Below are 21,425 nucleotides of genomic sequence, written 5' to 3'. Positions count from 1 at the left end.
TTTTGACTCTACGCCAACTCCGTTACTTCCTCCGCGCTGTCGATCTCGGGTCCTTCACCGCAGTCGCTGCCCATATGCACGTCACTCAGCCGGCGGTTGCCGAACAGATTCGTCAACTTGAGCGATACCTAGGTGTCGAGCTTTTCGTCCGCCTTGGACGCGGGCTCCGGCTTACCGATGCCGGTGCCGAATTCGCCGTACACGCGAGGCGAGTGATCGCAGCCAGCGACGAGGCCGAGGAGAGCGTCGCCGACCTGAGGAGCTTGCGGAGCGGAACGATTACCTTTGGCACCTTCGGCGCCCCTGCGCACTACAGGTTCGCGGATCTGATCAACGAGTTCGCGACCCGGTTCCCTGCGGTCCAGTTGAGACTGCGAGGTCGCAACTCGTCGGTCACTGCCGACGAGGTCCGCAGTGGTGGTGTGGAGGCGGCACTCGTCGTGCTGCCCATCAACGACACCGGCCTGGACGTCCGCCCGATTGCCAGGGACGAGGTGTTCTTCGTCAGCGCCGACGCGACGAGAACCCGCCAACCGGTGTCCGTCGAAGACTTCGTCGGCACACCGATCGTCCTCTACGAAACGCAGTATGCGCTGGAGGATCCCACACGGCGTCAGCTCGGGGAGAGAGCACAGGCGTTGGGCTTGAGAATCGAAGGGCGAATCGAGGTCGAACATCTCGAAACGGCACTGCAGCTTGTGGCTCGCGGGCTCGGCAACACCTACGTTCCGCAGGCCATCACCCAGTCGGTCGCCTTTCCGAGCAATCTGAGCACATGCTCCTTCAACCCCCGCATGTACGACACGTTCGCGCTGATCACCCGGCGTGGTTCACGCGTCTCGCCGGCCATGAGGGAGTTGATGCGGCTCGTCGAACGACACATGCGCTCTGTCGCCTCGGGGCTTCAAGGAAAACAGCCGCGATCGGCGGGTTGAGATCGATCGGAGCCGGGCTTGTTCCCGAGCGGCCACGCCGAGTCCTTGACGACCCGGCCCTGGAGCGCGGCCGGCCGATCGCCACTGGTGTCATCGACGGCGCCCGCCGCCATTTGATCGGTGACCGGCTGAGGATCACCGGCGCTTCGACCGCGAGCGCCACCGCATCCGCCAAGGCTGCTACCAGGACCGATGCCCCCTCATCTCCTGGCCGGCCAGCCGACCACGGAGGAGCAGTACTCGTCGGCATTCGCCAGGCGTGAATTCTTCAGTTCGGCAACCCCATGGCGAATCGCGCGATCTCTGTGGCCATGCGGACCGGGCGCTCCTGGGGGATTGAGTGTCCTGCGTCCTCGACGAGGACGGTGCTTCCCATAGGACTACGCGAGGCGATGCGCGCGCACTCCTCCGACATGATGGTGCGCAGCGGCTCTGGCCTGTCCGTGCCGACGACGAAACGTATCGGCACTGGACTTGGCGTCGACTCCAAGGTGGCGAGCAGCGGCAGCGCTCCACGCTGTTCTCGGATCTCCCTGCGGCTGGTTCGTAGGTTCGCAGACGTCATGTGGTCGAGCAGCGCCACGTCGAGATCTCGGGCTGACATCTCCTGCGACCAACGTCCGGTTCGATATGTCCGAAGGAGGCGCTCGCGGCCACCCAACCTGACCATCCAGTGGAGCCGGAAGTACAGCCAAGGAACAACGCGCAGCCACTTGCGTACAGGAGTGATCGTCGGATCGACCAGCATGAGCGCCCGCGCTCGTAGCGGCCATCGCTCAGCGAACAGCCGAACGAGTGGACCTCCCCAACTATGGCCTACCAACACCACGGGCTCGTCCACGCTCAATGCGTCGAGCAAGGCCACGATGTCCGTGGCCATTTGATCGAGAGATCGTGGCCCGTCAGCCGGGTCGCTGCCACCAAGCCCGGCCCGGTCGTAGGAGATGGTGCGGCAGGTGGAGGAGAGGTGCCGCTGCACGGTCACCCACGTACCTGCCGTGTTGCCCAGCCCGCTTTCAAGCAGAACGAGAGGGCCGGTGTTCCCTCCCGTCACGTAGCGGATGGTTCGCCCGTTCGCGAGGCTGACCGAGTGCTCGGCCAGCCCTTCCCCTGTAACGCGTCGCTCATTCATCGTGGAGCACCTTCGGCGGCAGGCCGTTTCGGCCTTGGACAATAGGATCCGGCGGCAAGGGACATCCCGAGACGACGGGGTTCCTCCCCCGCCCTGACCTGCGTCGGATCACGTGGTGGCCGGCCGCTCGCTCGGCAATGGCGATCGATACTCGTCTCGCCTCCCGTAGCGAAGCCGATGACGACAGGTGCGAGGACTCGCGCCGTTGGGCGTATGGAGCACGACCAGCGCTGGTCGAAAGCGTCGCGTTTGCTATTCGGGAAGGATCGGAAGGGTGATCCGCGCCGGATGCAGTAACCCGTGGTGGATGGTGTTCTCCGCAACGACGGGGTCCGTCTCGTCGAAATTGTTTCCACCTGTGTTGAGATTTCTCTCATAATTCGGAAAGCTGCTGGAAGAAATCTCGATCCTGATCCGGTGCCCCGGCAAGAAACGGTTGCCCGTGACCATATTCGTCAGCGAGATCTCATAAATCTCGCCGTCCTCCATGAGACTCTTCCTGTCGAACCCATCGCGGTATCGCATGCGAAAGCCGTCATCGGCAAGGTTGATCGCCTTCCCGTCCGGGTAGACGTCAACAAGCCTGACGATGAAGTCGGTGTCCCGAGCGGAAGACGATACGAAGAGCTTCACCTCGACGGGACCGACAACGGACACGGCCTCCTCAAGTGGAGGAGTACTGTAGACGAGCACGTCGCGCCGCGCCGACACCGGGCGCTGGTCGATTGCGGCGGCGAAAGAACAGCAGCCGCCGCCGAGGCTCGGTGTGGGATCCAACGGGTTATAGACGTATGTGTCGGCCGATTCCCCGACAGGGACTTCGCTCGAAAGCATCCCGGCCTCGTTTCGTAGCCGGGCGCTCGGGTCGGGCACGAGGTAGTAGTCCGTCGGTGTCACGCCCCTGAGAGGCCATCGCTCACCAAGGACCCAGCCCCGGTTCATGACGTACAACTGAACCCTCGGCATGCGCGAGGTGTCGTTGTCCGCACCCTTCAACCAGCGCTCGAACCAAGCTAGAAATAGCTTGGGATATCCATGGTCGACACCTCGGTACCGCGCGTCTCCCGCCTCCAGGTCACCGAACCGAAGCCTCGCCAGATCAGGCGCGGGCATGTTCTGAATCTCGATTGCGGAAAGTCCGCCCATCAACTCCTTTGCGTCTGCCTTGGTCATGACGTAGGGCGGGTCCTGCCAGATCAAGCAGTGTGGGCCTGGCCCGATGATGAGATACTGGTCGGGCGTCTCCAGTTCCTGAAGGTACTTGAAGAGGCGCGTCATCTCGCCCACACCCACGTCGTGCCAGGTATTGACGTGGAGGGCCGGTACACGCGGCCTGTCTCCAGCACCGATGTGTTCGACATCTCGCCAGCGCTCGTCTGCAGGCGTCCAGGTTATGTACTTGTCGAACGGCGCCCTCGGTCCGCCCGACTGCCGCAGAACATCTTGACTCGGGAGGTGCTTCAACTTCTCCGCGGTGTCCGGCGCAAAACCTCGCCGCATCGACATCGAGAAGAAGTTGCGCAGCCGAAGACGCTCTTCCTGTGTCGACGACCGCGGTAGCACCGGACGCTCTGTGACTGCCAGCCTCCCGTACCACATCATCCAGAGCGACAACATCGGAATGCCTCCGCGGTAAAACGCCCCCCGCGTCTCGTTCCCGTCGACGTCCCCCACTGCGGTGCCGGAAGCACCCGGGATCATGGCCGCGTGCGCAGGATGATTGGCGGCCGCCATCGGCCACTGGTGCTCCGCCGAGCTCGAGCAACCGATCGTGCCCACCTTGCCATTCGACCAGCCCTGACGGACGATCCATTCGACCGTATCGAAGCCGTCTGTGCCGGCGCCTTCGAGATAGTCGTCGAAGGACCCTTCCGAGAAAAAGTGGCCACGCTCGTTCTGCACGACCACGGCATATCCCTGACGGAGAAAGTAATCGACCCACCTGATGCGGACGATGCCCTCACCCACGTCCTTGTCGTAGGGGGTTCTCACGAGAACCGTCGGAAACGGGCCGTCGAGGTCCTTCGGGATATGCACATCAGTGGACAGACGGACTCCGTCCCGCATTTCGATGTACAACTCTTTCTCGGATGACCACTCAAGGGCCCTTGCGGCCGGGAGCGCCCCCGTCCAGAATGCGTCACTCATCTCTAGTCCTACTCACTCAAATTCCGGGTGGGGCGAGTCGTCCTTACCGCCACGCTCTTATCGGGAGTTCGTGCACGCCCACGGCGCGTGAGGCAAAGACGTCCAGGCCGTGACCGGCAAGACGCTCGCCGCCGCGGTCGAGCAGAACATCGCCCTGCACGCCGAGCAGGTCACCGCGCCGCTGAGCGCCCGCCCGGCCACCAGCTACTCGGCTTGGACGGGCGCATCGGGGTTCTACAACGCACGGCGGTTGCTTTCGCCGGCCCTGCCAGACGCAGGGGACGGGCGGCTTCCCCCGGCACGAAGCCTCCGCCACTCCAATCCCTGCGTCGCGGTCCTCCGACGGCGACTCCACGGTAGGTGCCTGGCTACTTGGCCTTGATCTCAAGGATGTACGGCGTGTGGTCCGTCGAGTAGGTGTTGAACGTTGGCCAGGTGAAGTCGCCGGAAATGGCCAGGTGGTTGTCCGCCGCATAGAGCGGCACGACCGGCACGTCTTCAGCAACGATCTTGAGCATCTGCGAGTAGATCGAGAAGCGCTCGTGGGGATCAGTCGTGCCGGATGCGCGGTTGATGAGCTCGTCGACCGTCGGGTTCTTATAGTCGGAGAAGTTGTTCAACCCGATCGCGGCTGAGTCGCTGTGCAGCGCCTGCTGCGGCATCGCGCCCGGATCCGGTGTGTTGTTATTGAAGTAGGTGTATTGGATCGGGACATTGGCGTGCGGCTGGGAGAACGTCTTGGAGTACTCTGCCACGGAGTCGACCTTGACCTTCAGTTCGATTCCGATCTTCGAAAGCTGGCCCGCGATCGCCTGGGACGTGGAAACGAAGTTCCCGTACTTGTAGGTCTCCAGCGTCGCACTGAAGCCGTTAGGATGTCCCGACTGCGCCAGTTCCTTCTTGGCCTTCTCGAGGTCGAAGGCGTAGACGGGAAGGGACGCGACCAGGCCGGCGACATCCGATTTTGATGCGATCGATTCCAACTGCGCGGGCGGGATGGCCGTGTAATCCGGCGTCGCGCCGCCGCCGGCGACATTGATGATCTCCTCGCGGTTGAGCGCGTATGCGACGGCTCGGCGAACGTGCACATCGTTCCACGGGGCAACCTGCACGTTCATCGTAAACAGACCTTGCTTAGTTCCAGGTACCGTCACGAGCTTCGTGCTGGCAGTCGACTCAAACGCGCGAGAATCAGCAGGGAAGGCAACATCAATACCCCCCGCTCGGAATGCGAGCGCTTCGCTGGTTTCGTCGGAGAAGATCACCATGGAGACCTTGGGAATCGACACGCTGCCTCCCCAGTAGTGCGGATTCGCCGAGAACTCGGCACCGCGCGTGGGATCAAGGCTCGTCAGCACGTAGGGGCCAGTGCCGATCACGCCCACGCCCGGCTTCCCGAAGTCCGCCTTGTGCTCACCCTGGTGCTTCTTCTGGAATATGTAACCCGCGGTTGCGGAGGTGTACTCCCAGCTGGCGTTGGGCTCCTTGAGAGTGACCACAACGGTGTACTTGTCCCGCGCGGCCACGCTCTTCACCATGGAGTATTTCCCCGAATCCGGGAACTTGGCATCACGCGCGTAGTCCAGCGAATTTACGACGTCCTCCGAAGTCAACTCAGCGCCATCCGAGAACTTGACGCCGCGACGGAGGTTGTAGATGTATGTCGTCGAATCCGGCCGGTCGACAGATTCAGCGAGATTAGGTTCTACCTTTCCAGCGGGACTCAACCTCATCAGGAACTCCTGAATGTACGAGTTCACAGAAAGGGCAAATCCTCGCGCAGGATCGATGCTGGAGAGGTCAACTCCCACCATTCCGACTCGCAAGCGCTTCGCACTATCTCTCTCGGCGATGTCGCCGCCCGAGCAGGCAGACGCCAGGACTGAAAATGCAGCAAACACGGCCACGACAGGCGCCGCGGATGCCGAACGAAACCTCATGCTTCCACCTCATCTCTCGGGTAAATCGTGAGCCGAATGATTTCACGCCCTTGGCCGCGCGTGGTAGTTCAATCTGCTTTGGCCACGCACAAGGAAACCCTTCACCTGCCATTGGGGCCGGACCACCCACGTTGGGACCCGGCCGTCCGGATTCTATGGCAGGCCGTCCGATGCCCAGAGAAGCGAGCCTCGCCGCACCTACTTAAGGATCAACGAGCCTCGCCGCACCTACTTGAGGATCAATTCATGTTGTCGGGTGCGCGTATCGCAGAAAGCGTGAAGATCGGCCCGGTCGCGGCCAGGCAGCCATCCAGCACACCCGGCCGGTACTGCGACCTCTTCAGCCCGCGCGTGACCACTCGCACCAGGCGAGCGAGATCGGCGGTGGAACCGGCCGAAGACTCCGATGGCCGCGAGGGCGCCGGCGCATCGCCCAGCGCACCGTCCCCGAACGGGTGATCTCCACCGTCGATCCCGAACCTGCGCGTGCGCCAGACCGAGGACGGACGGCGAATCCTCACACGCCCCTTCCTAGCAGGCCGGCAACACGGAAGAGGGTGCCGAGGGCAGGGGGCCAATGCCCTGGTTGTGCCAGGGGGCGACGTCTTGTCCCACGGACAAATGACGGACAAACATCAGAGGCCCGATCTCCGTTTCCGGAGACCGGGCCTCTGATGTTTCTAGTAGCGGGGGCAGGATTTGAACCTGCGACCTCTGGGTTATGAGCCCAGCGAGCTACCGAGCTGCTCCACCCCGCGTCGGCTTGCACAACAGAGACTATCGGCCGGGAAGAGCACTGGCAAATCGCGACGGCCCGCGTCCCATGGGCTGCGGGGCCGGTGGGCGTGCCGCCGGCCCCGCGCCAGGGCTATGAGCCGGGCGTCGGTGTCGGCGTGGGCGTCGCGCCGTTCGCCGCGGCGGCGGACGACGCCGGGGTGGGCGTCGGCGACGGCGTGGCGGACGGGGACGGGCCGGGCTTCTGCTGCTTGCCCAGCGCGGCCTGCAGGTCCTTCAGCGCCTGCTCCAGCCGCTTCTGGGCCGCGCCGTAGGCCGCGAAGTCGCCGTTCTTGATCGCCGTCTGGCCGTCGTCGTAGGCCTTCTGGGCGTCGTCGTAGGCCTTCGTGAGGTCGGTGGTGGCCCCGGTGGACGGCTGGTCGGGCGTGAGCGGCGTGGTCGGGTTGGCGGGGGGCTGCGTCCCCTGCCCGAACACTTGGTCCAGCGCGTCCTTCAGCGTGAATCCGATGCCGACGTCGGAGCCGAACATGACGAGCACGCGGGACAGCGTCGGGTACCGCGCGGAGTTCTGGACCTTCGGCTGGACGTACACCGGCTGGACGTACAGCAGGCCGCCGCCGAACGGCAGCGTCAGCAGGTTGCCGTTGATCGTTTCGGTGGTGCCGCCGATCCGCAGCTCGTTGAGGACGTTGGCGGCCTTCGTGTCGAAGACGTTCTGCGCCTGTTTGGGACCCGGGATCGTGGTGTCGCTCGGGAGTTGCAGAATCTGGATCTTCGTGCCCGCGGCGCCCGTCGCGTCCACCGACATGAATGCCGCCAGGTTGTCGCGTTTGTTCGGCACCATCGTGGTCGTGAGCGAGAAGCGCGGGTTCGTCTCGTTCGGCATCTTCATCGTCACGTAGTACGGCGGCTGCTTGGTCTTGGAGCTCGCCGGGTCTTCCGGCACCTTCCAGAAGTCCTGCTGGCCGTAGAACGCGTTGGCGTCGGTGACGTGGTAGTTGCCGAGGATGTCGCGCTGCACCTTGAACAGGTCTTCGGGGTAGCGCAGGTGCTCCATGAGCTCGGGCTTGATCTCCGACTTCGCCTTGATGACGCCCGGGAAGGCCTTCTGCCACGTCTGCAGCAGCGGGTCCTTGTCGTCCCAGGCGTACAGCGAGACGGTGCCGTCGTAGGCGTCCACGGTCGCCTTGACCGAGTTGCGGATGTAGTTGATGTGGTCGCGGGGCTGCTGCGCCGTCAGGAGCCGGTCGGTGGAGGTGTCGCGGGTCATCTCGCCGAAGCTGCGCCGCTCGGAGTACGGGTAGTCCTCCGACATGGTGTAGCCGTCGACGATCCACACGATGTGCTTGTTGACGATCGCGGGGTACGGGTCGCCGTCGAGCGTGAGGAACGGGGCGACCTGCTGGACGCGCTGGCGCGGCTCGCGGTTGTACAGGATGCGGGACTTGCTGTTGATGTCCGAGGACAACAGCAGGTTGGTCTCGCTGTACTTGCCGGCGTAGAGCAGGCGGGTGAAGAAGTTGCCGATCGGGACGCCGCCCTTGCCGGTGTAGGTGGTGTTCTCCTGGCCGCTGCCCTGCCCGTTGGTGCTCTGCTCGGGGAAGTCGAGCTCGATCTTCTTGTCGCCGCCGACGATCGAGTACTCGGGAGAGTGCTCGCCGAAGTAGATGCGCGGCTCGAACGGGCCGAGGCCGTTGGTGGGCGGGATGTCCTTGACCATGAAGTCCGGCTTGCCCTGGGAGTCGATCTTGCTGCCCTGGCCGGCGACGAACCCGAAGCCGTGGGTGTAGACGAGGTGGTTGTTGATCCAGTTGCCGTCCGGGGCGCTGCCGATCTCGCGCACCGCGACGACCGTGTCGCGGGACACGCCGTCGATGGTGTAGCGGTCGACGTCGAGCTGCTCGGGGAACTGGTAGTAGCCCTTGATCTGCTGGAGCTGCTCGAAGGTGGGCGCCAGGACCGTGGGGTCGAGCAGGCGCACGCCGGGGATCGTGGCGACCTCGCTCTGCAGCTCCTGCTGGGTGCCCTGGGTCTTGGCGCTGTAGGGGGTCACCTCGGCGGACGCGACGCCGTAGGCGTCTCTCGTGGCCTTGATGTTGCGGTCGATGTACTCGTTCTCTTTGCTCTGCTGGTTGGGCTTGACCTGGAACTGCTCGACCAGCGCCGGGTAGACGCCGCCGACCAGGACGGCCGAGAGCACGAGCAGGCCGAAGCCCACCCCGGGGAGCATGCCGCCCGGCCTGAAGATGCCCGCGAAGAAGAGCGCGGCGCAGATCAGCGCGATGATCGCCAGGATGGTCTTGGCGGGGAGGACGGCGTTGACGTCGGTGTAGGAGGCTCCGAAGGTCTTGCCCCGGTCGGAGAACACCAGCCCGAAGCGGTCGACCCAGTAGGCCACGGCCTTGAGCAGCACGAACAGGCCGACGAGGACCGACAGGTGAACGCGGGCGGCGCGGGCGGCGTGCAGGCCGGGCGACTGCAGGCGGAAGCCGCCGTACAGGTAGTGGACGATCGCCGCGACGATGATCGAGATGATCACCGCGGTGAACAGGAAGTTCAGCACCACCCGGATGAACGGGTAGGTGAACATGAAGAACGAGACGTCGTACTTGAACTCGGGGTCGATCACGTGGAACGGCGTCCCGTTCAGGAAGAGCAGCCACGTGCGCCACTGCCCGGCCGTCGAGGAGCCGGTGAACAGGGCGAGGACCGCCATGCCCGCGATGAAGATCAGCTTGCGGTGGGGGTCGAGCGCGGCGCGGTAGCGGTCGGCGCCCTGGGTCTGGCCGCCGCCGAACATGCCCATGCCGAACAGCGGACGGGATCGGTAGGCGATGATCATGTTGCCGCCGACGATGCCGGTCATCAGCAGCGCGCCGATCAGGAACAGCAGGAGCTGCGTGACGACCATCGTGGAGAAGACCGAGGTGTACCCGACGGAGTCGAACCACAGCCAGTCGGTGAAGAAGCCGGCGAAGACGAAGAACAAGATGACGATCGCGATCAAGGTGATCGCGACCGGAATGAGAAGCCGCGGCCGGCGGGGCAATCGCATCGCCCGACCCGCGCCGGGGTTCCGGAAGGTCAAGGCCCACCCCTAGGTTTCACGAGTAACGGTCCGTGTCTGGCAACCTACACCGGTAGCGGCGTGGTCACGCTCCGAGCCCTGAGCACGGCCTGGCCACGGCAAGCGGCCCGGCCATGGCCGGTGGGAGCCCGGAAAAGCCTTGGTGCACGCGCGCGCACACCGGATGCGACGCGCGCGTACATGTGGCCCAACGCCCCGGCGGCGCGGCGGGTTCCCCGCGCGCGGCCGGGTCGGGAGCGATCGGTGAGACGGGCTCAACGGACCGGGCAGCCCGGCACTTGTCCCGAACCCGTGCGCAACGCGTTGATCGCCTGGACGGCCTCGTGCATGGTGCTCACCTTCACGAGGCGCAGCCCTTTCGGGACGGACTGGATGGCGTCGCCGCAATTGTCCGCGGGGGTGAGGAAGATCGTGGCCCCGGCGTCGCGCGCGCCGATCATTTTCTGCTGGATGCCGCCGATGGGGCCGACCTTGCCGTCCGGGGTGATCGTGCCGGTGCCCGCGATCGACTTGCCCCCGGTGAGCTCGCCGGGGGTGAGCTTGTCGTAGATGCCGAGCGAGAACATCAGGCCGGCGCTGGGGCCGCCGACGTCGCCCACGTTGACGTTGACGGTGAACGGGAACTTGAACTGCGTCCCCATGATCATGCCGACGATGGGGCCGTCCTTGCCGGCGACCGTGCCCACCCGGACCTTCATGGGCTTACCGCCCCGGACGACGCCGAACTCGACCTCCTGGCCGACCTTGTGCTTGTGGACCCCCGCCGAGACATCGTCGATGGTGCGGACGGGCGCGCCGTCCACCGTGGCGATCTCGTCGCCCGGCAGGAGCTTGCCCTCGGCGGGCTTGCCCTTCTGGGTGGAGCCTACGGCGACGATGACCTTGATGGGGATCTTGAGCTCGTTGAGCGCGGCGGCGGTGGCGTCCTGCTGGGAGCTGCTCATCTCCTGGGTGTTCTGCTGCTCGACCTCTTTCACCGACACGGTCTTGGGGAAGATCGTCTCTTCGGGCACGACCGCGATGTTCGGGTCCATCCAGCCGCGCAGGGCGGTGAGCAGGTCGATGCGCGCGCCGGGGCCGCCCTGGTAGGCGACGGTCACCAGGCTGAGCTTGCCGGAGGTCGGGTAGGTCTGGTGTCCCGTGATCGTGATGACGGGTTTGCCCTTGACGTCTCCGAGGGTGTTCTCGGTGGGGCCGGGGCTCAGCGCGACGTAGGGCACGGGCAACAGCGCCCCCGCGCCGCCCAGCAGCAGCGTGAGCACACCCGCCACCGTCAACGTCAGACCTCGTCGGGACATGGTGGAAACTCTATGCGCTCGCCACGACCGCGCTTACGCGGACACACATAGGACATCCAGGTCATCGCAGGCTTCGGGACGCCGCGGGCGGGCCGAAACGGCCGGACGCGGCGCCGGTCCCGGCCCTTTGCCGGCGGTTCGGGCGGACGCGCAGGTCAGTCGCATGACCCGACCCACTCGGCCGAGCCGTCGGCGAACACCTGGTGCTTCCAGATCGGGACCTCGGACTTGATGTCGTCGATGAGGCGGCGCGAGGCCTCGAACGCCTCGCCCCGATGAGGGGCCGCCACGGCGGCGATCACCGCGATGTCGCCGAGCCGGAGCTCGCCCACCCTGTGGACGACGGCGAGCGCCGTCAGCGAGTGGTCGGCGGCGACCTTTTCGGCGACGCGGCGCATCGCGTCCTCGGCGGTGGGGTGCGCGGAGTAGGACAGCAGGCTGACGGGCCTGCCGTGGTCGTGGTCGCGCACGGTGCCCACGAACAGCGTCGTGCCGCCCGCGGTGTGGTCGCCCACGGCGGCCAGCACCTCGTCCACGGACAGCGGTGTCTCACGTATGCCCAGTAACCGGATGACCTTCACGCGACGAGCCTACCCCGGAGCCCCGCGGCGGCCGATGATCTTGCTACACCGGCCCGCGCGGGGCGGACGTGGCTCACGTGAAGGCTCAGGAGCGACGCTTGCGGCGGACACCGGCGACGATGGCGGCGGTGCCGATCACGGCGACGGTGGCACCGGCGGCGGTGATCGTGGCCTCCTTGCCGGACAGGCGCCGCCCGACGACCGCGTGCCTGCCCTCGCTCAGCTCCAGGAGCTGGTGCAGGGCCGCCTCGTTGGTCCAGGCCGGCTTCCAGCCCGCGGCGCGCAGCGAGGCGCAGTCGACCACCCACGGGTAGACGACGTAGTGCAGGTCGGTCGCGGGCGCGGGGGTGATACCGAGGCGGTGCAGGCGCTGGGCGGTGCCGAAGGTCAGCCCGGCGGGCAGCTCGAAACGCCGCAGGCCGGACAGCTCCTCGACCTGCTCCATTTCCAGCCACCCGTCGCTGCCGACGGTCACCACGCCCGTGACCTGGCCGAGCGCGGCCAGTTCCAGCGCCGAGACCAGATCGTCCACGTGGCAGAACTGCCAGCGGGGCGCCGACCCCTTCACGGTGAGCAGGCGCGGCGCCTCGAAGTGGCGGGTGACCACGGTGTCGACGCCCGGCCCCACCACGGCGGCGGGCCGCAGGACGGTGACCTCCAGGCCGGGGTGGCTGCGCAGGCAGCGCCGTACGAGCGCCTCGATCTCCAGGTGGTCGCCGACGACGCCCGAGTCCGGTTCGGCGGCGACCGGGGCGTCCTCGGGCAGCGGGACGGGGTTGTCCGGCGCGGCGCCGTACACCATCGCGCTCGTCACGAGGACGACCCGGCGGACACGCGCGGCGGCCGAGGCGGTCAGCACCGTCTGGGCGGCCCGGAGGTTGTACGCGCGGCGCTCGCCCGCGTCGGAGTCGAGGCCGTAGTCGGTGGCGAGATGCACCAGGACGTCGACGTCCGAGATGCGGTTCGCCAAGAGCGGATCGCGGACGTCGAGCACCCGCCACGTGACGTCCGGGACGTCGCCCCGCTGGTCGTCAATCGCCACCACGCGGCGGAAATCCGCAGACGAGGCGACCCGGGAGAGGAACTCCCTGCCCAGTCCTGCGGCCGCGCCGGTGACGGCGACGACCGGGGGTCGTAGGCGTTTCGAGGTAGGCACGAGGTCCTCACTTTGCACTGATCCGCCCTGCGACGGATAACGTGGCGGATGTGGACTCCTCCATCCTGCACGAGGTAGAGCGGTGACTGACCTGCCAGGTCGCGAAAACGACCCCAATGAGAATCCCTTCGCGATGTTCGGAGACCCGGAGCAGATGGCGGCTGCCATGCGGCAGTTCGCCGACATGCTCTCCGCCCCACAGGGCTCGGGGCCCGTCAACTGGGAGATGGCGAAGAACATCGCCCGGCACGCGGTGGTGGCGGAAGGCGATCCGAGCGTGATGGAAGGCGAGCGGCGCCAGATCGTCGAGGCGCTGCGCCTGGCCGACCTCTGGCTGAACGAGGTGACCGAGCTGCCGAGCGGCCTGACCTCGCCCGAGGCGTGGAGCCGCTCGGAGTGGATCGAGAAGACCGTGCCGGTCTGGAAGCGGCTCTGCGACCCGATCGCGGCCCGCATGGTCGAGACCATGGGAGGCACCCTCGGCGGCCTCGGCGGGGGTGCCGAGGCGCAGGCGATGGCGGCCCAGCTCGGCCCGCTGATGGGCATGATGCGCCAGATGGGCGGCATGATGGTCGGCAGCCAGATGGGCCAGGCTCTCGGCGCGCTCGCGCCCGAGGTGATCGGGTCCTCCGACATCGGGCTGCCGCTGTCGGACACCGCCGCGCTGCTGCCGGGCGGCATCTCCGCGTTCAGCCACGGGCTGGAGATCCCCGCGGAGGAGATCCGTCTCTACCTGGCGCTGCGGGAGGCGGCGCACCACCGGCTGTTCCAGCACGTCCCGTGGCTGCGCACCCAGCTCTTCGGCGCCGTCGAAGAGTACGCCAAGGGCATCACCGTGGACACCTCCGCCCTGGAGGAGCAGGTCCGCGGGCTGGACATGAACAACCTGGAGCAGATCCAGGAGGCGCTGAGCGGGGGCGCGCTGCTCAAGCCCGAGGAGACCGAACGGCAGAAGGCCGCGCTGTCGCGTCTGGAGACCCTGCTGGCCCTGGTGGAGGGCTGGGTCGGCACGGTGACGGACGCCGCCGCCGAGGGCAAGCTGCCGTCCGTGGCCGCCCTGTCGGAGACGATGCGCCGACGCCGCGCGACCGGAGGCCCCGCCGAGCGCACCTTCGCCACCCTGGTCGGGCTGGAGCTGCGCCCGCGCAGGCTGCGGGAGGCCGCCGCGCTCTGGCAGGCCATCGCCGCCGAGCGCGGGGTGGAGGGCCGCGACGCGGTGTGGGCCCACCCCGACCTGATGCCGACGGCCGACGATCTCGACGACCCGCAGGCGTTCGTCAGGGGCGAGACGAAGTTCGACCTGTCGGACTTCGAGGAGCCCAAGCCGGACGACGGCGAGCCCGGGCCCAAGGCGCCCGGCGAGGAATGACGCTACGCGAGGACGCGCGGGCCGCGCTGGCGCGATGGACCGCGCCCACGCCCGGAGAGGAGGTGCTCAGGAAGGAGTTCCTGGAGCACGTCGACGCGCACGAGGACGCGATGTGGCGTTCGTGCGCGCCGGGGCACCTCACGGCGACCACGGCGGTGCTGTCACACGACGGCGCCCGCGTGCTGCTGACGTTGCACCCGAAGGCCGGGATGTGGCTGCCGATGGGCGGGCACTGCGAGGTGTCGGACGCCTCGCTGGAGGGCGCCGCGCTGCGGGAGGCCGTCGAGGAGTCCGGCATCCCGGGGCTGAGGCTGCTGCCGGGACCGCTGGCGCTGGACCGCCACCGCGTGTGGTGCCACCCTCCGCACAGCTGGCACCTGGACATCGAGTACGGGGCCGTCGCGCCGCCCGGGGCCGAGTTCGTGATCAGTCAGGAGTCGCTGGACATGCGGTGGGTCCCGGTGGACGACATCCCCGAGCCGACCGACGAGGCGACCCGGCGGCTGGCCCGGCGGGCGCGCGCGTTGCTGGTCGACCGGCTGCTCACCGGGCCCTCTTGAGCCCGCCCCCGGGTCCCCGGACGTCCCTGCGGTCCACGCGGCGGGGCCGGAGGAAACCGTTCTCATGTCGCGGTGGCGTCTTCACGCGATTCATACGTCCGCTGGATAGGGTCGCCGCATAGGGCTCGGGCCGGGTCCTGGACAGGGTCCGAAGGCATCGAGGCGATTCCCGGGGGATTGGTGGACACCACGACCGAGACACCGGTGGGTGGCGTCATCGTCACCCCGTCCCGCGGGCGATGGCTCCGCAGGCGCGTGCCCGGCGCGCTGGCCTGGGCGGCGGTGACACCGTTCGCCGCCTGGGCGGTGTGGCGCATGGCCGGGCTGGAGCGCGGATCGTTCCCCGCGCAGATCATGACGGCCACCCCGTACGCGGCGGCCGGCTCGCTGCTACCGCTCCTGCTCTCGCTGCTTTCCAGGCGCAGGGCGGTGACGGCGGTGGCGATCGCGACGAGCGCCGCGCTCGGCCTCGGCGTCCTGCCCCGGGCGTTCGGGGACTCCTCCTCCGCGCCCGGGCGGCCCTTCACGGTGCTGACGGTGAACCTCTTCTTCGGGCACGGCGACGCCGCCACCGTGGTCGACCTGGTACGCCGCCACCGTCCCGACGTGCTCAACACCCAGGAGCTGACCCCGGAGGCCGTCGCCGAGCTGGACGCGGCCGGACTGAAGGCGCTGATGCCGTTCCGCGTGCTGGAGGACGAATGGAGCGCGGCGGGCAGCGGCATCTTCTCGCCTCATCCGCTCACCAGGCTCGACGGGTTGTTCCAGGTCATCGGGCACAACATGCCGGCGGCACGGCTGAGCCTGCCCGGAGGGCCGACGCTGGAGATCGTGGACGTGCACACCCTGCCGCCGCTGGGGCGTCAGGTGACGCAGTGGACGGAGGGGCTGAGGGCGCTGCCGCCGGGCCCGGCGGCCGGGCCGTTCCGCATCCTGGCCGGGGACTTCAACGCGAGCCTCGACCACGCCGAGATGCGCAAGCTGGTCGCGCGAGGGTACCGGGACGCGGGCGACGCGACGGGCGGCGGGCTGACGCCGACGTGGCCGGCCAACAGGCGCCTCCCGCCGCTGATCACGATCGACCACGTGCTCGCCGACCGGCGGGTCGGCATTCGGACCTACCGCGTGTACGACGTGCCGGGCACCGACCACCGGGCCGTGCTCGCCGAACTGTCGCTGCCCGCTCCCCACTGACTCGTCCTTGGCCGAACCGTCGGGGCTGCGGCTCAGAGCCGTTGGCCGCTGAGCAGGGCGCGGGTGTTCTCCCAGCCTTCGAGGCCGGGGTCGAGCCTGGCCAGGTCGCCGGGGACGCGCAGGCGGTGCCAGCCGGGGCCGGTGGCGACCATGCGGCGCCCGGGGGCCTGGGCGCGCAGGCGGGCCACCACGTCCGGATCGTCCAGGCCCGCGGACGCCCATTCGGGGTACGGCAGCCGGGCGGCGATGGCCACGGCGCCGCCGCCCTCGGCCGGGCAGACGGCGAGCGGGGCGCGGCCCAGCTCGCGGAACAGCTTGCCGATGAGCAGCGGGGGCAGGTCGGGCGCGTCGGCGCTGATCACGACGGCCTCCTCGCCGTAGGGCTGAAGCGCGGCGAAGGCTCCGGCGAGGTCGGGGACGGACATCACCTTGGTGCCCGGCCAGGCGATGTCCTCCAGGTCCTCCAGATGGCGCAGACCCTCCGCGTCGTCGACGCCCGCGGCGAGGATCACCGGCTGGACGAGTTCGAGCCCGGCGACGACCTCGTAGGTGTCCTCGGCGAGGGCGAGCGAGAACTCCCCGGCGTCGACCCCGGGGGGCGCCCCCTCGCCCATCCGCGGCGTGACCAGGACGGCAGCGAGCCTCAACATTCCTCCGCTGCCCCGTTGGCGGCCATGGAGAAGCCTTCCAGGAAGCCGCGTGCCCGCTCGGCCTTCGGGTAGCGCTCGACCAGCGCCCAGAAGCGCGGGCCGTGGCTCGGGACGATCAGGTGCACCAGCTCATGCATGATCACATAATCGACCACCCACGCCGGCATACCCCGGAGTCGCGTCGAGAGACGGATCGTGCCATGATCGGGAGTACACGAACCCCATCGGTGCCGTTGGTTCTCGGCCCAGCGCACACTGGCCGGTAAAGCCTTCGCGTCCAGGTAGCGAATGGCGAGCTCACGGGCCCGTTCGAGCAGGTCGTCGTCGCTCGGGCGCCTGCGCTGCTCTTTGGCGGCGAGCCGGTCGAGCATCCGGCGCACCCATTGCTCTTCATCCGTGCTGCTCAGACCGGCAGGCAGAAGCACGATGGTCTTGTCGCCATCGCGATATGCGGAAACGGTTCGCCGTCGTCGTGCACTCCGGCGGACCTCGACTGTCTCGGGGGGCACATATGCACGGTAGCCGAGAGCGCTGCGATTCCACAGGGGGTGAATCACGTTTTCCCTGGTCAATCCGCGTTCGCTTAATGTTCAGGAATCACGGATGTCACATGTGCAACATCTGTTCGTGATACTCGGCACGGTGGTGTCACCTTCGCCACATCAACCCCCTCGCGTCGCGGCCTCGGGGGCGGGCAGGACGGTCCCCGTTCGCTCAGAGCGTTGCGTTATCCACAAGAGTTAGGGCGGTTCGTGTGCCATCTGTGCAGTTGGGGGGCTATGTGCCGCGAGGTTATCCACAGGCGGACGCGATCCCGCCCGGCGGCCGCGGCGGTGTGCCAGGCTTCGCGTTCGTGACCTCCTCCCATGCCCCCAGCGCGTCCTCCCCCTCCCCCCGGCGGCCGGTCCGCGAGCCCGTCCGGCCCCGGCTCAAGCCGGCGCTGCGCCGCCTCGACCGCGACGACCGCACGTTGCAACTCGGCGTCAACCCGCTGCGCGCGGTGGTGCTCGCCGACCTCGACCCCCGCATGCGCGACTTCGTCGAGAGCCTCGACGGCACCCGCACGCTCGACGAGCTGATCGCGCGCGGCGGTCTCGACGAGCCCACCGTCCGCGCGATGGTGCGCCTGCTCGACGAGCGCGGCCTGCTCGACGACGCCTCCGCGCGGCCCGAGTCGCTGCGCGGCCTGACCACCGCCGAACGCGACAGGCTGGGCCCTGATCTCGACGCCCTCTCGCTGTCCACGGCCGACGCCGGCGACGGCGGGCTGACCGCGCTCGAACGCCGCCGCCGGGCGCACATCCGGGTGTACGGCGCGGGGCGCGTCGGGGCCCAGATCATCGTCCTGCTCGCCGCGTCCGGCATCGGCCACCTGTGTGTGGTCGACCCGGGCCCGGCGCGACCGGCGGACGTCGTCCCCGGCGGCCTGTCCTTCGCGGAGGTCGGGCAGACCCGGCAGGACGCCGCCGTGGCGGCCGCCCGCCGGGTGGCGCCGAGCGTCAACGCCTGGACGGGCCGGACGGCCTCTCAGCTGTCCGACGGCGCCCGGCGGCCCGACCTGGTCGTGCTGGCGCCGGTCGGCCCGCTCGACGGCCTGCTGCCGCGTGAGCTGGTGTCGCTGGGCATCCCCCATCTGCTGGTGAGCGCCGGCGAGGGGGTCGGCTCGGTGGGCCCGCTGGTGATCCCGGGGCGCACTCCATGCCTGTGCTGTCTCGACCTGATCCGCCGCGACCGCGACCCGGCGTGGCCCGTGGTCGGAGCCGGTCTGGGCGGTTTCCCGGCGGGTGAGATCGCGTGCGACACCGTGCTGTCAACGCTGGTCGCGGCCCAGGCGACGGGGTACGCGGTGGGTTCTGTCGACGGACTGGAGGCCGATGTGACGAACAGCACAGTCGACGTATTGCCTGATCTGCGTTGGAAAAAACGGAGCTGGAGCACTCACCCGCAATGTCGTTGTAGTCGAAACGACTTGAGTCCGTTAACAATGGTCGCGTGAGTGAGTTCCCCCAACATGCCGTGACGCGTTCCGCCAAGCTGGCGACGCTCCCTTTGGGGTTCGCCGGCCGCACCGCCCTCGGGCTGGGCAAACGCATCGGCGGGAAATCCGCCGAGATCGTCGCCCAGGAGATCCAGCAGCGCACCTCCGAGCAGATCTTCCGGGTCCTCGGGGAGCTCAAGGGCGGCGCGATGAAGCTCGGCCAGGCTCTCTCGATCTTCGAGGCGGCGCTCCCGCCGGAGATCGCCGGTCCCTACCGCGCGACGCTGACCAAACTGCAGGACGCGGCGCCGCCGCTGCCGGTCTCGGCCGTCCACGCCGTCCTCACCGAGCAGCTCGGCGACGGCTGGCGCGAGCACTTCGCCGAGTTCGACGACACACCCGCCGCCGCCGCGTCGATCGGCCAGGTGCACCGGGCCGTCTGGCATGACGGGCGGCAGGTGGCCGTCAAGATCCAGTATCCGGGGGCGGGCAAGGCGCTGCTGTCGGACTTCAACCAGCTCGCCCGCCTGGGCAAGCTGTTCGGCGCCCTGTTGCCGGGGCTGGACATCAAGGCCATGCTCGGCGAGTTGCGCGCACGCGTCGCCGAGGAGCTCGACTACCTGCGCGAGGCCGAGGCCCAGCACGCGTTCGCCACCGCCTACCACGGCGACCCCGACTTCCTCGTGCCGGACGTCGTCGCCGCCAACGAGCAGATCCTCGTGACGGAGTGGATGGACGGCACCCCGCTGTCCCGCATCATCAAGGACGGCACCAAGGAGCAGCGCGACCGCGCAGGGCTGCTGTTCGTGCGCTTCCTGTTCAGCTCCCCTGCCCGCGCGGGGATGCTGCACGCCGATCCGCACCCGGGCAACTTCCGGGTGCTGCCCGACGGCCGCCTCGGCGTGCTCGACTTCGGCGCCGTCAACCGCATGCCGGACGGCTACCCCGAGGTGTTCGGCACGCTGACGCGCATCTTCAACAAGGGGGACATGAGGACCGTCGTTCAGGGCCTGCGCGACGAAGGGTTCATCCGGCCGCACATCGAGGTCGACGAGGAGGCGCTGCGCGCGTTCCTCGCCCCGTACGTCGAGCCGACTTCGGTGGAGGAATTCACCTTCAGCCGCGAGTGGCTCCAGCGGCAGATGGCCACCGTGACCGACCTGCGCCCGAACAACGTCGTGCGCCAGCTCAACCTCCCGCCGTCCTATGTGCTGATCCACCGGGTGCACGCGGCGGGCGTCGGCGTGCTGTGCCAGCTCGGCACCATGGCGCGTTTCCGGGACGAGGCCGTCCGCTGGGTCCCGGGCTTCGCCGACGAGGGCCCGGGCGACCGGCCGACGGCCCTGGCCGCCTCCTGAGCCCCACCCTCACCACCACCTGAACTCTGGCCTGACCACCTCCAGGGCCGCCTCATCACCTCTTTCGGATCCCGTCGTCGCCGGGAGGTGAACGGTCCGGGAAATGCCGAAGGGGCGATCCGGATGGCCGGATCGCCCCTTCCGATGTGATCACTGCGGACAAGGGGAGGTGGTGCACCCCCGGCGGGGATGGCGGCTCTGCTCGGCCGCGCTACCCTGCCGGAGGGTCACGCCATGCGGGCAAGGACCTGGTGCAACCGCGTGGACGCGCGCTCGGCCCGCTCACGGGCCCGGCGGAGGCGCTGAACCCGGCTGGCGAGCCGTTGGTTCTCCGCCTCCTGGTGGAGCGTTCGTATTCGGTCAAACACCAGTTCTTCATACATATACGGCATCTCGGCGCCCCAGATTCGAGTGGCATTCATCAGACTGTTCCCTTTCGGTTTGAATGGTTCGGATGGACTTGCGAGGTGTTTCAGGCTGCGACCGGGGTCTTACGCGGACGCCCCCGGGGCCTCTTGCGAGGAACGACGGTCCCGCGGAGGACCAGCTCGCCTCCCCAGACTCCCCACGGCTCCTCGCGCTCCAGCGCGCGGTCCAGGCAGGACTTCCGGATCGGGCAGCCCCCGCAGAGGGCCTTGGCGAACTCGACGTCCTCAGGGGACTCGGCGAACCACAGGTCGGGGTCGGTACGACACGGGATATCGGCTTCGTCGACCAGGTCCATGGTCGTCGTTACCGCCATCAGCGTCACCTTTCTGTCTGACTATCGGTTTTTGGCTGGTTACCTCATCGGTGGTGATCGGCGGCGGACAACAAGAAGGCCGCGGATCCCGGTGCGGATCCGCGGCCTGGAGGCTCTCAACCGGTCAGTAACCGACCGGTTGTCTCCAGGGTGGCGGACCTTGCACCCCACCAGTGGTGGTGCTCGTGGTCTGCGGGTCTCCGGCCCGGCGGCCGAAAGCAGCCGGAAGGTCGGAACCCGTGTCGGCAGTGCGGTAAGCAAAGGCGCCCATGCCCTGCTGAGCCTGGATGCGGGCAGTCTTCTCCTGCCGGAGTTTCGCTGCGGGCGCCGCGGCAAGGCCGAGGACCTCGGGCGCGAACGGAACGGCGAAACGCCTGCCGTGCATGGCCAGAACGACGGCGTCGTCGGCGCGCAGGGAAGCGACCCACTGCTGGGCAGTCGTCGAGATCAGCTTCACTGGGGTCACCTCCCAATCGAGTGTGAGAAGAGGGCCGGACAGGGATCGTCCGACCGGCTTGTGCATGACTCTAAACGTGGATCAGTGAACCGGGCAACACATTT

18 protein-coding genes and 1 tRNA gene are annotated in these 21,425 nt (G+C 68.0%); 6 read left to right on the top strand and 13 right to left on the bottom strand.

Going from position 1 to position 21,425, the window contains the following annotated elements; genetic code table 11:
* The first annotated feature begins 2 nt into the window (after nt 1–2).
* On the top strand, nt 3–935 hold the full coding sequence (locus AB0H21_RS22980) for a LysR family transcriptional regulator (protein WP_358519769.1): 933 nt from the start codon (nt 3–5) through the stop codon (nt 933–935).
* A gap of 268 nt (nt 936–1,203) precedes the next feature.
* On the opposite strand, the gene AB0H21_RS22975 is transcribed toward AB0H21_RS22980, so the two are convergent.
* The 9 genes from AB0H21_RS22975 to AB0H21_RS22935 all read right to left on the bottom strand — a co-directional run bounded on the left by AB0H21_RS22975 (nt 1,204) and on the right by AB0H21_RS22935 (nt 13,013).
* A complete protein-coding gene (locus tag AB0H21_RS22975) occupies nt 1,204–2,067 on the bottom strand; it encodes an alpha/beta hydrolase (protein ID WP_358519763.1) in 864 nt (287 codons plus the stop codon).
* A gap of 252 nt (nt 2,068–2,319) precedes the next feature.
* The gene (locus AB0H21_RS22970) at nt 2,320–4,215 is read right to left on the bottom strand and encodes a CocE/NonD family hydrolase (RefSeq protein ID WP_358519761.1); all 1,896 of its coding nucleotides are present in this window, start codon (nt 4,213–4,215) and stop codon (nt 2,320–2,322) included.
* 368 nt (nt 4,216–4,583) lie between these two features.
* Nucleotides 4,584–6,155 (bottom strand): ABC transporter substrate-binding protein, encoded by a 1,572-nt coding sequence (locus AB0H21_RS22965; RefSeq protein WP_358519758.1) that lies wholly within the window; start codon nt 6,153–6,155, stop codon nt 4,584–4,586.
* Between the two features lie 239 nt (nt 6,156–6,394).
* The gene (locus AB0H21_RS22960) at nt 6,395–6,676 is read right to left on the bottom strand and encodes a hypothetical protein (RefSeq protein ID WP_358519756.1); all 282 of its coding nucleotides are present in this window, start codon (nt 6,674–6,676) and stop codon (nt 6,395–6,397) included.
* Nucleotides 6,677–6,839: 163 nt separating this feature from the next.
* Nucleotides 6,840–6,913 (bottom strand) — tRNA-Met (locus AB0H21_RS22955).
* Between the two features lie 110 nt (nt 6,914–7,023).
* A complete protein-coding gene (locus tag AB0H21_RS22950; RefSeq protein ID WP_358519753.1) occupies nt 7,024–9,945 on the bottom strand; it encodes a UPF0182 family protein in 2,922 nt (973 codons plus the stop codon).
* Between the two features lie 287 nt (nt 9,946–10,232).
* A complete protein-coding gene (locus AB0H21_RS22945) occupies nt 10,233–11,276 on the bottom strand; it encodes a S16 family serine protease (protein ID WP_358519751.1) in 1,044 nt (347 codons plus the stop codon).
* A 155-nt stretch (nt 11,277–11,431) separates the two neighbouring features.
* Nucleotides 11,432–11,857: a molybdenum cofactor biosynthesis protein MoaE gene (locus tag AB0H21_RS22940; protein WP_358519748.1), complete on the bottom strand. Its 426-nt coding sequence runs from the start codon at nt 11,855–11,857 to the stop codon at nt 11,432–11,434.
* 85 nt (nt 11,858–11,942) lie between these two features.
* Nucleotides 11,943–13,013: an NAD-dependent epimerase/dehydratase family protein gene (locus AB0H21_RS22935; RefSeq protein ID WP_358519746.1), complete on the bottom strand. Its 1,071-nt coding sequence runs from the start codon at nt 13,011–13,013 to the stop codon at nt 11,943–11,945.
* Nucleotides 13,014–13,146: 133 nt separating this feature from the next.
* Between AB0H21_RS22935 and AB0H21_RS22930 the strand changes: the two genes are divergently transcribed.
* The 3 genes from AB0H21_RS22930 to AB0H21_RS22920 all read left to right on the top strand — a co-directional run bounded on the left by AB0H21_RS22930 (nt 13,147) and on the right by AB0H21_RS22920 (nt 16,136).
* Nucleotides 13,147–14,382, top strand: a complete 1,236-nt coding sequence (locus AB0H21_RS22930; protein WP_358519743.1) for a zinc-dependent metalloprotease — start codon at nt 13,147–13,149, stop codon at nt 14,380–14,382.
* A complete protein-coding gene (locus AB0H21_RS22925; protein ID WP_358519740.1) occupies nt 14,379–14,942 on the top strand; it encodes an NUDIX domain-containing protein in 564 nt (187 codons plus the stop codon). Before AB0H21_RS22930 ends, AB0H21_RS22925 begins: the two co-directional genes overlap by 4 nt.
* 180 nt (nt 14,943–15,122) lie before the next feature.
* Nucleotides 15,123–16,136: an endonuclease/exonuclease/phosphatase family protein gene (locus AB0H21_RS22920; RefSeq protein WP_358519736.1), complete on the top strand. Its 1,014-nt coding sequence runs from the start codon at nt 15,123–15,125 to the stop codon at nt 16,134–16,136.
* Between the two features lie 32 nt (nt 16,137–16,168).
* Here the strand turns inward: AB0H21_RS22920 and AB0H21_RS22915 are convergent, their stop codons facing one another.
* Together AB0H21_RS22915 and AB0H21_RS22910 are read right to left on the bottom strand one after the other, a co-directional pair.
* Nucleotides 16,169–16,786, bottom strand: coding sequence for a hypothetical protein (locus AB0H21_RS22915; protein WP_358519732.1), 618 nt, complete (start codon nt 16,784–16,786; stop codon nt 16,169–16,171).
* Nucleotides 16,780–17,295 (bottom strand): M48 family metallopeptidase, encoded by a 516-nt coding sequence (locus tag AB0H21_RS22910; RefSeq protein ID WP_358519729.1) that lies wholly within the window; start codon nt 17,293–17,295, stop codon nt 16,780–16,782. Before AB0H21_RS22910 ends, AB0H21_RS22915 begins: the two co-directional genes overlap by 7 nt.
* A 344-nt stretch (nt 17,296–17,639) precedes the next feature.
* Here AB0H21_RS22910 and AB0H21_RS22905 point away from each other — a divergent pair, with 344 nt between their 5' ends.
* Together AB0H21_RS22905 and AB0H21_RS22900 are read left to right on the top strand one after the other, a co-directional pair.
* A complete protein-coding gene (locus AB0H21_RS22905; protein WP_358519726.1) occupies nt 17,640–18,782 on the top strand; it encodes a ThiF family adenylyltransferase in 1,143 nt (380 codons plus the stop codon).
* The gene (locus AB0H21_RS22900) at nt 18,779–20,122 is read left to right on the top strand and encodes an AarF/ABC1/UbiB kinase family protein (RefSeq protein WP_358519724.1); all 1,344 of its coding nucleotides are present in this window, start codon (nt 18,779–18,781) and stop codon (nt 20,120–20,122) included. The genes AB0H21_RS22905 and AB0H21_RS22900 overlap by 4 nt, the downstream gene beginning before the upstream one ends.
* Before the next feature lie 472 nt (nt 20,123–20,594).
* Here the strand turns inward: AB0H21_RS22900 and AB0H21_RS22895 are convergent, their stop codons facing one another.
* Nucleotides 20,595–20,864 carry a WhiB family transcriptional regulator gene (locus AB0H21_RS22895; protein WP_358519722.1) on the bottom strand — a complete coding sequence of 90 codons (270 nt, stop codon included), beginning with the start codon at nt 20,862–20,864 and terminating at the stop codon, nt 20,595–20,597.
* Nucleotides 20,865–20,988: 124 nt separating this feature from the next.
* Nucleotides 20,989–21,321, bottom strand: a complete 333-nt coding sequence (locus tag AB0H21_RS22890; RefSeq protein ID WP_358519721.1) for a hypothetical protein — start codon at nt 21,319–21,321, stop codon at nt 20,989–20,991.
* Nucleotides 21,322–21,425 lie beyond the last annotated feature (104 nt).

Source organism: Sphaerisporangium sp. NPDC051011, from assembly GCF_040653595.1.
Lineage (GTDB): Bacteria > Actinomycetota > Actinomycetes > Streptosporangiales > Streptosporangiaceae > Sphaerisporangium.
This window is presented reverse-complemented; position numbering and strand designations above follow the sequence as displayed.

Excerpts from the sequence above, each read along its gene's own strand:
- AB0H21_RS22975 (WP_358519763.1), bottom strand. The coding sequence starts at position 2,067 with ATGAATGAGCGACGCGTTACAGGGGAAGGGCTGGCCGAGCACTCGGTC.
- AB0H21_RS22970 (WP_358519761.1), bottom strand. The coding sequence starts at position 4,215 with ATGAGTGACGCATTCTGGACGGGGGCGCTCCCGGCCGCAAGGGCCCTT.
- AB0H21_RS22965 (WP_358519758.1), bottom strand. The coding sequence starts at position 6,155 with ATGAGGTTTCGTTCGGCATCCGCGGCGCCTGTCGTGGCCGTGTTTGCT.
- AB0H21_RS22950 (WP_358519753.1), bottom strand. The coding sequence starts at position 9,945 with ATGCGATTGCCCCGCCGGCCGCGGCTTCTCATTCCGGTCGCGATCACC.
- AB0H21_RS22945 (WP_358519751.1), bottom strand. The coding sequence starts at position 11,276 with ATGTCCCGACGAGGTCTGACGTTGACGGTGGCGGGTGTGCTCACGCTG.
- AB0H21_RS22930 (WP_358519743.1), top strand. The coding sequence starts at position 13,147 with ATGTTCGGAGACCCGGAGCAGATGGCGGCTGCCATGCGGCAGTTCGCC.
- AB0H21_RS22925 (WP_358519740.1), top strand. The coding sequence starts at position 14,379 with ATGACGCTACGCGAGGACGCGCGGGCCGCGCTGGCGCGATGGACCGCG.
- AB0H21_RS22915 (WP_358519732.1), bottom strand. The coding sequence starts at position 16,786 with ATGTTGAGGCTCGCTGCCGTCCTGGTCACGCCGCGGATGGGCGAGGGG.
- AB0H21_RS22895 (WP_358519722.1), bottom strand. The coding sequence starts at position 20,864 with ATGGCGGTAACGACGACCATGGACCTGGTCGACGAAGCCGATATCCCG.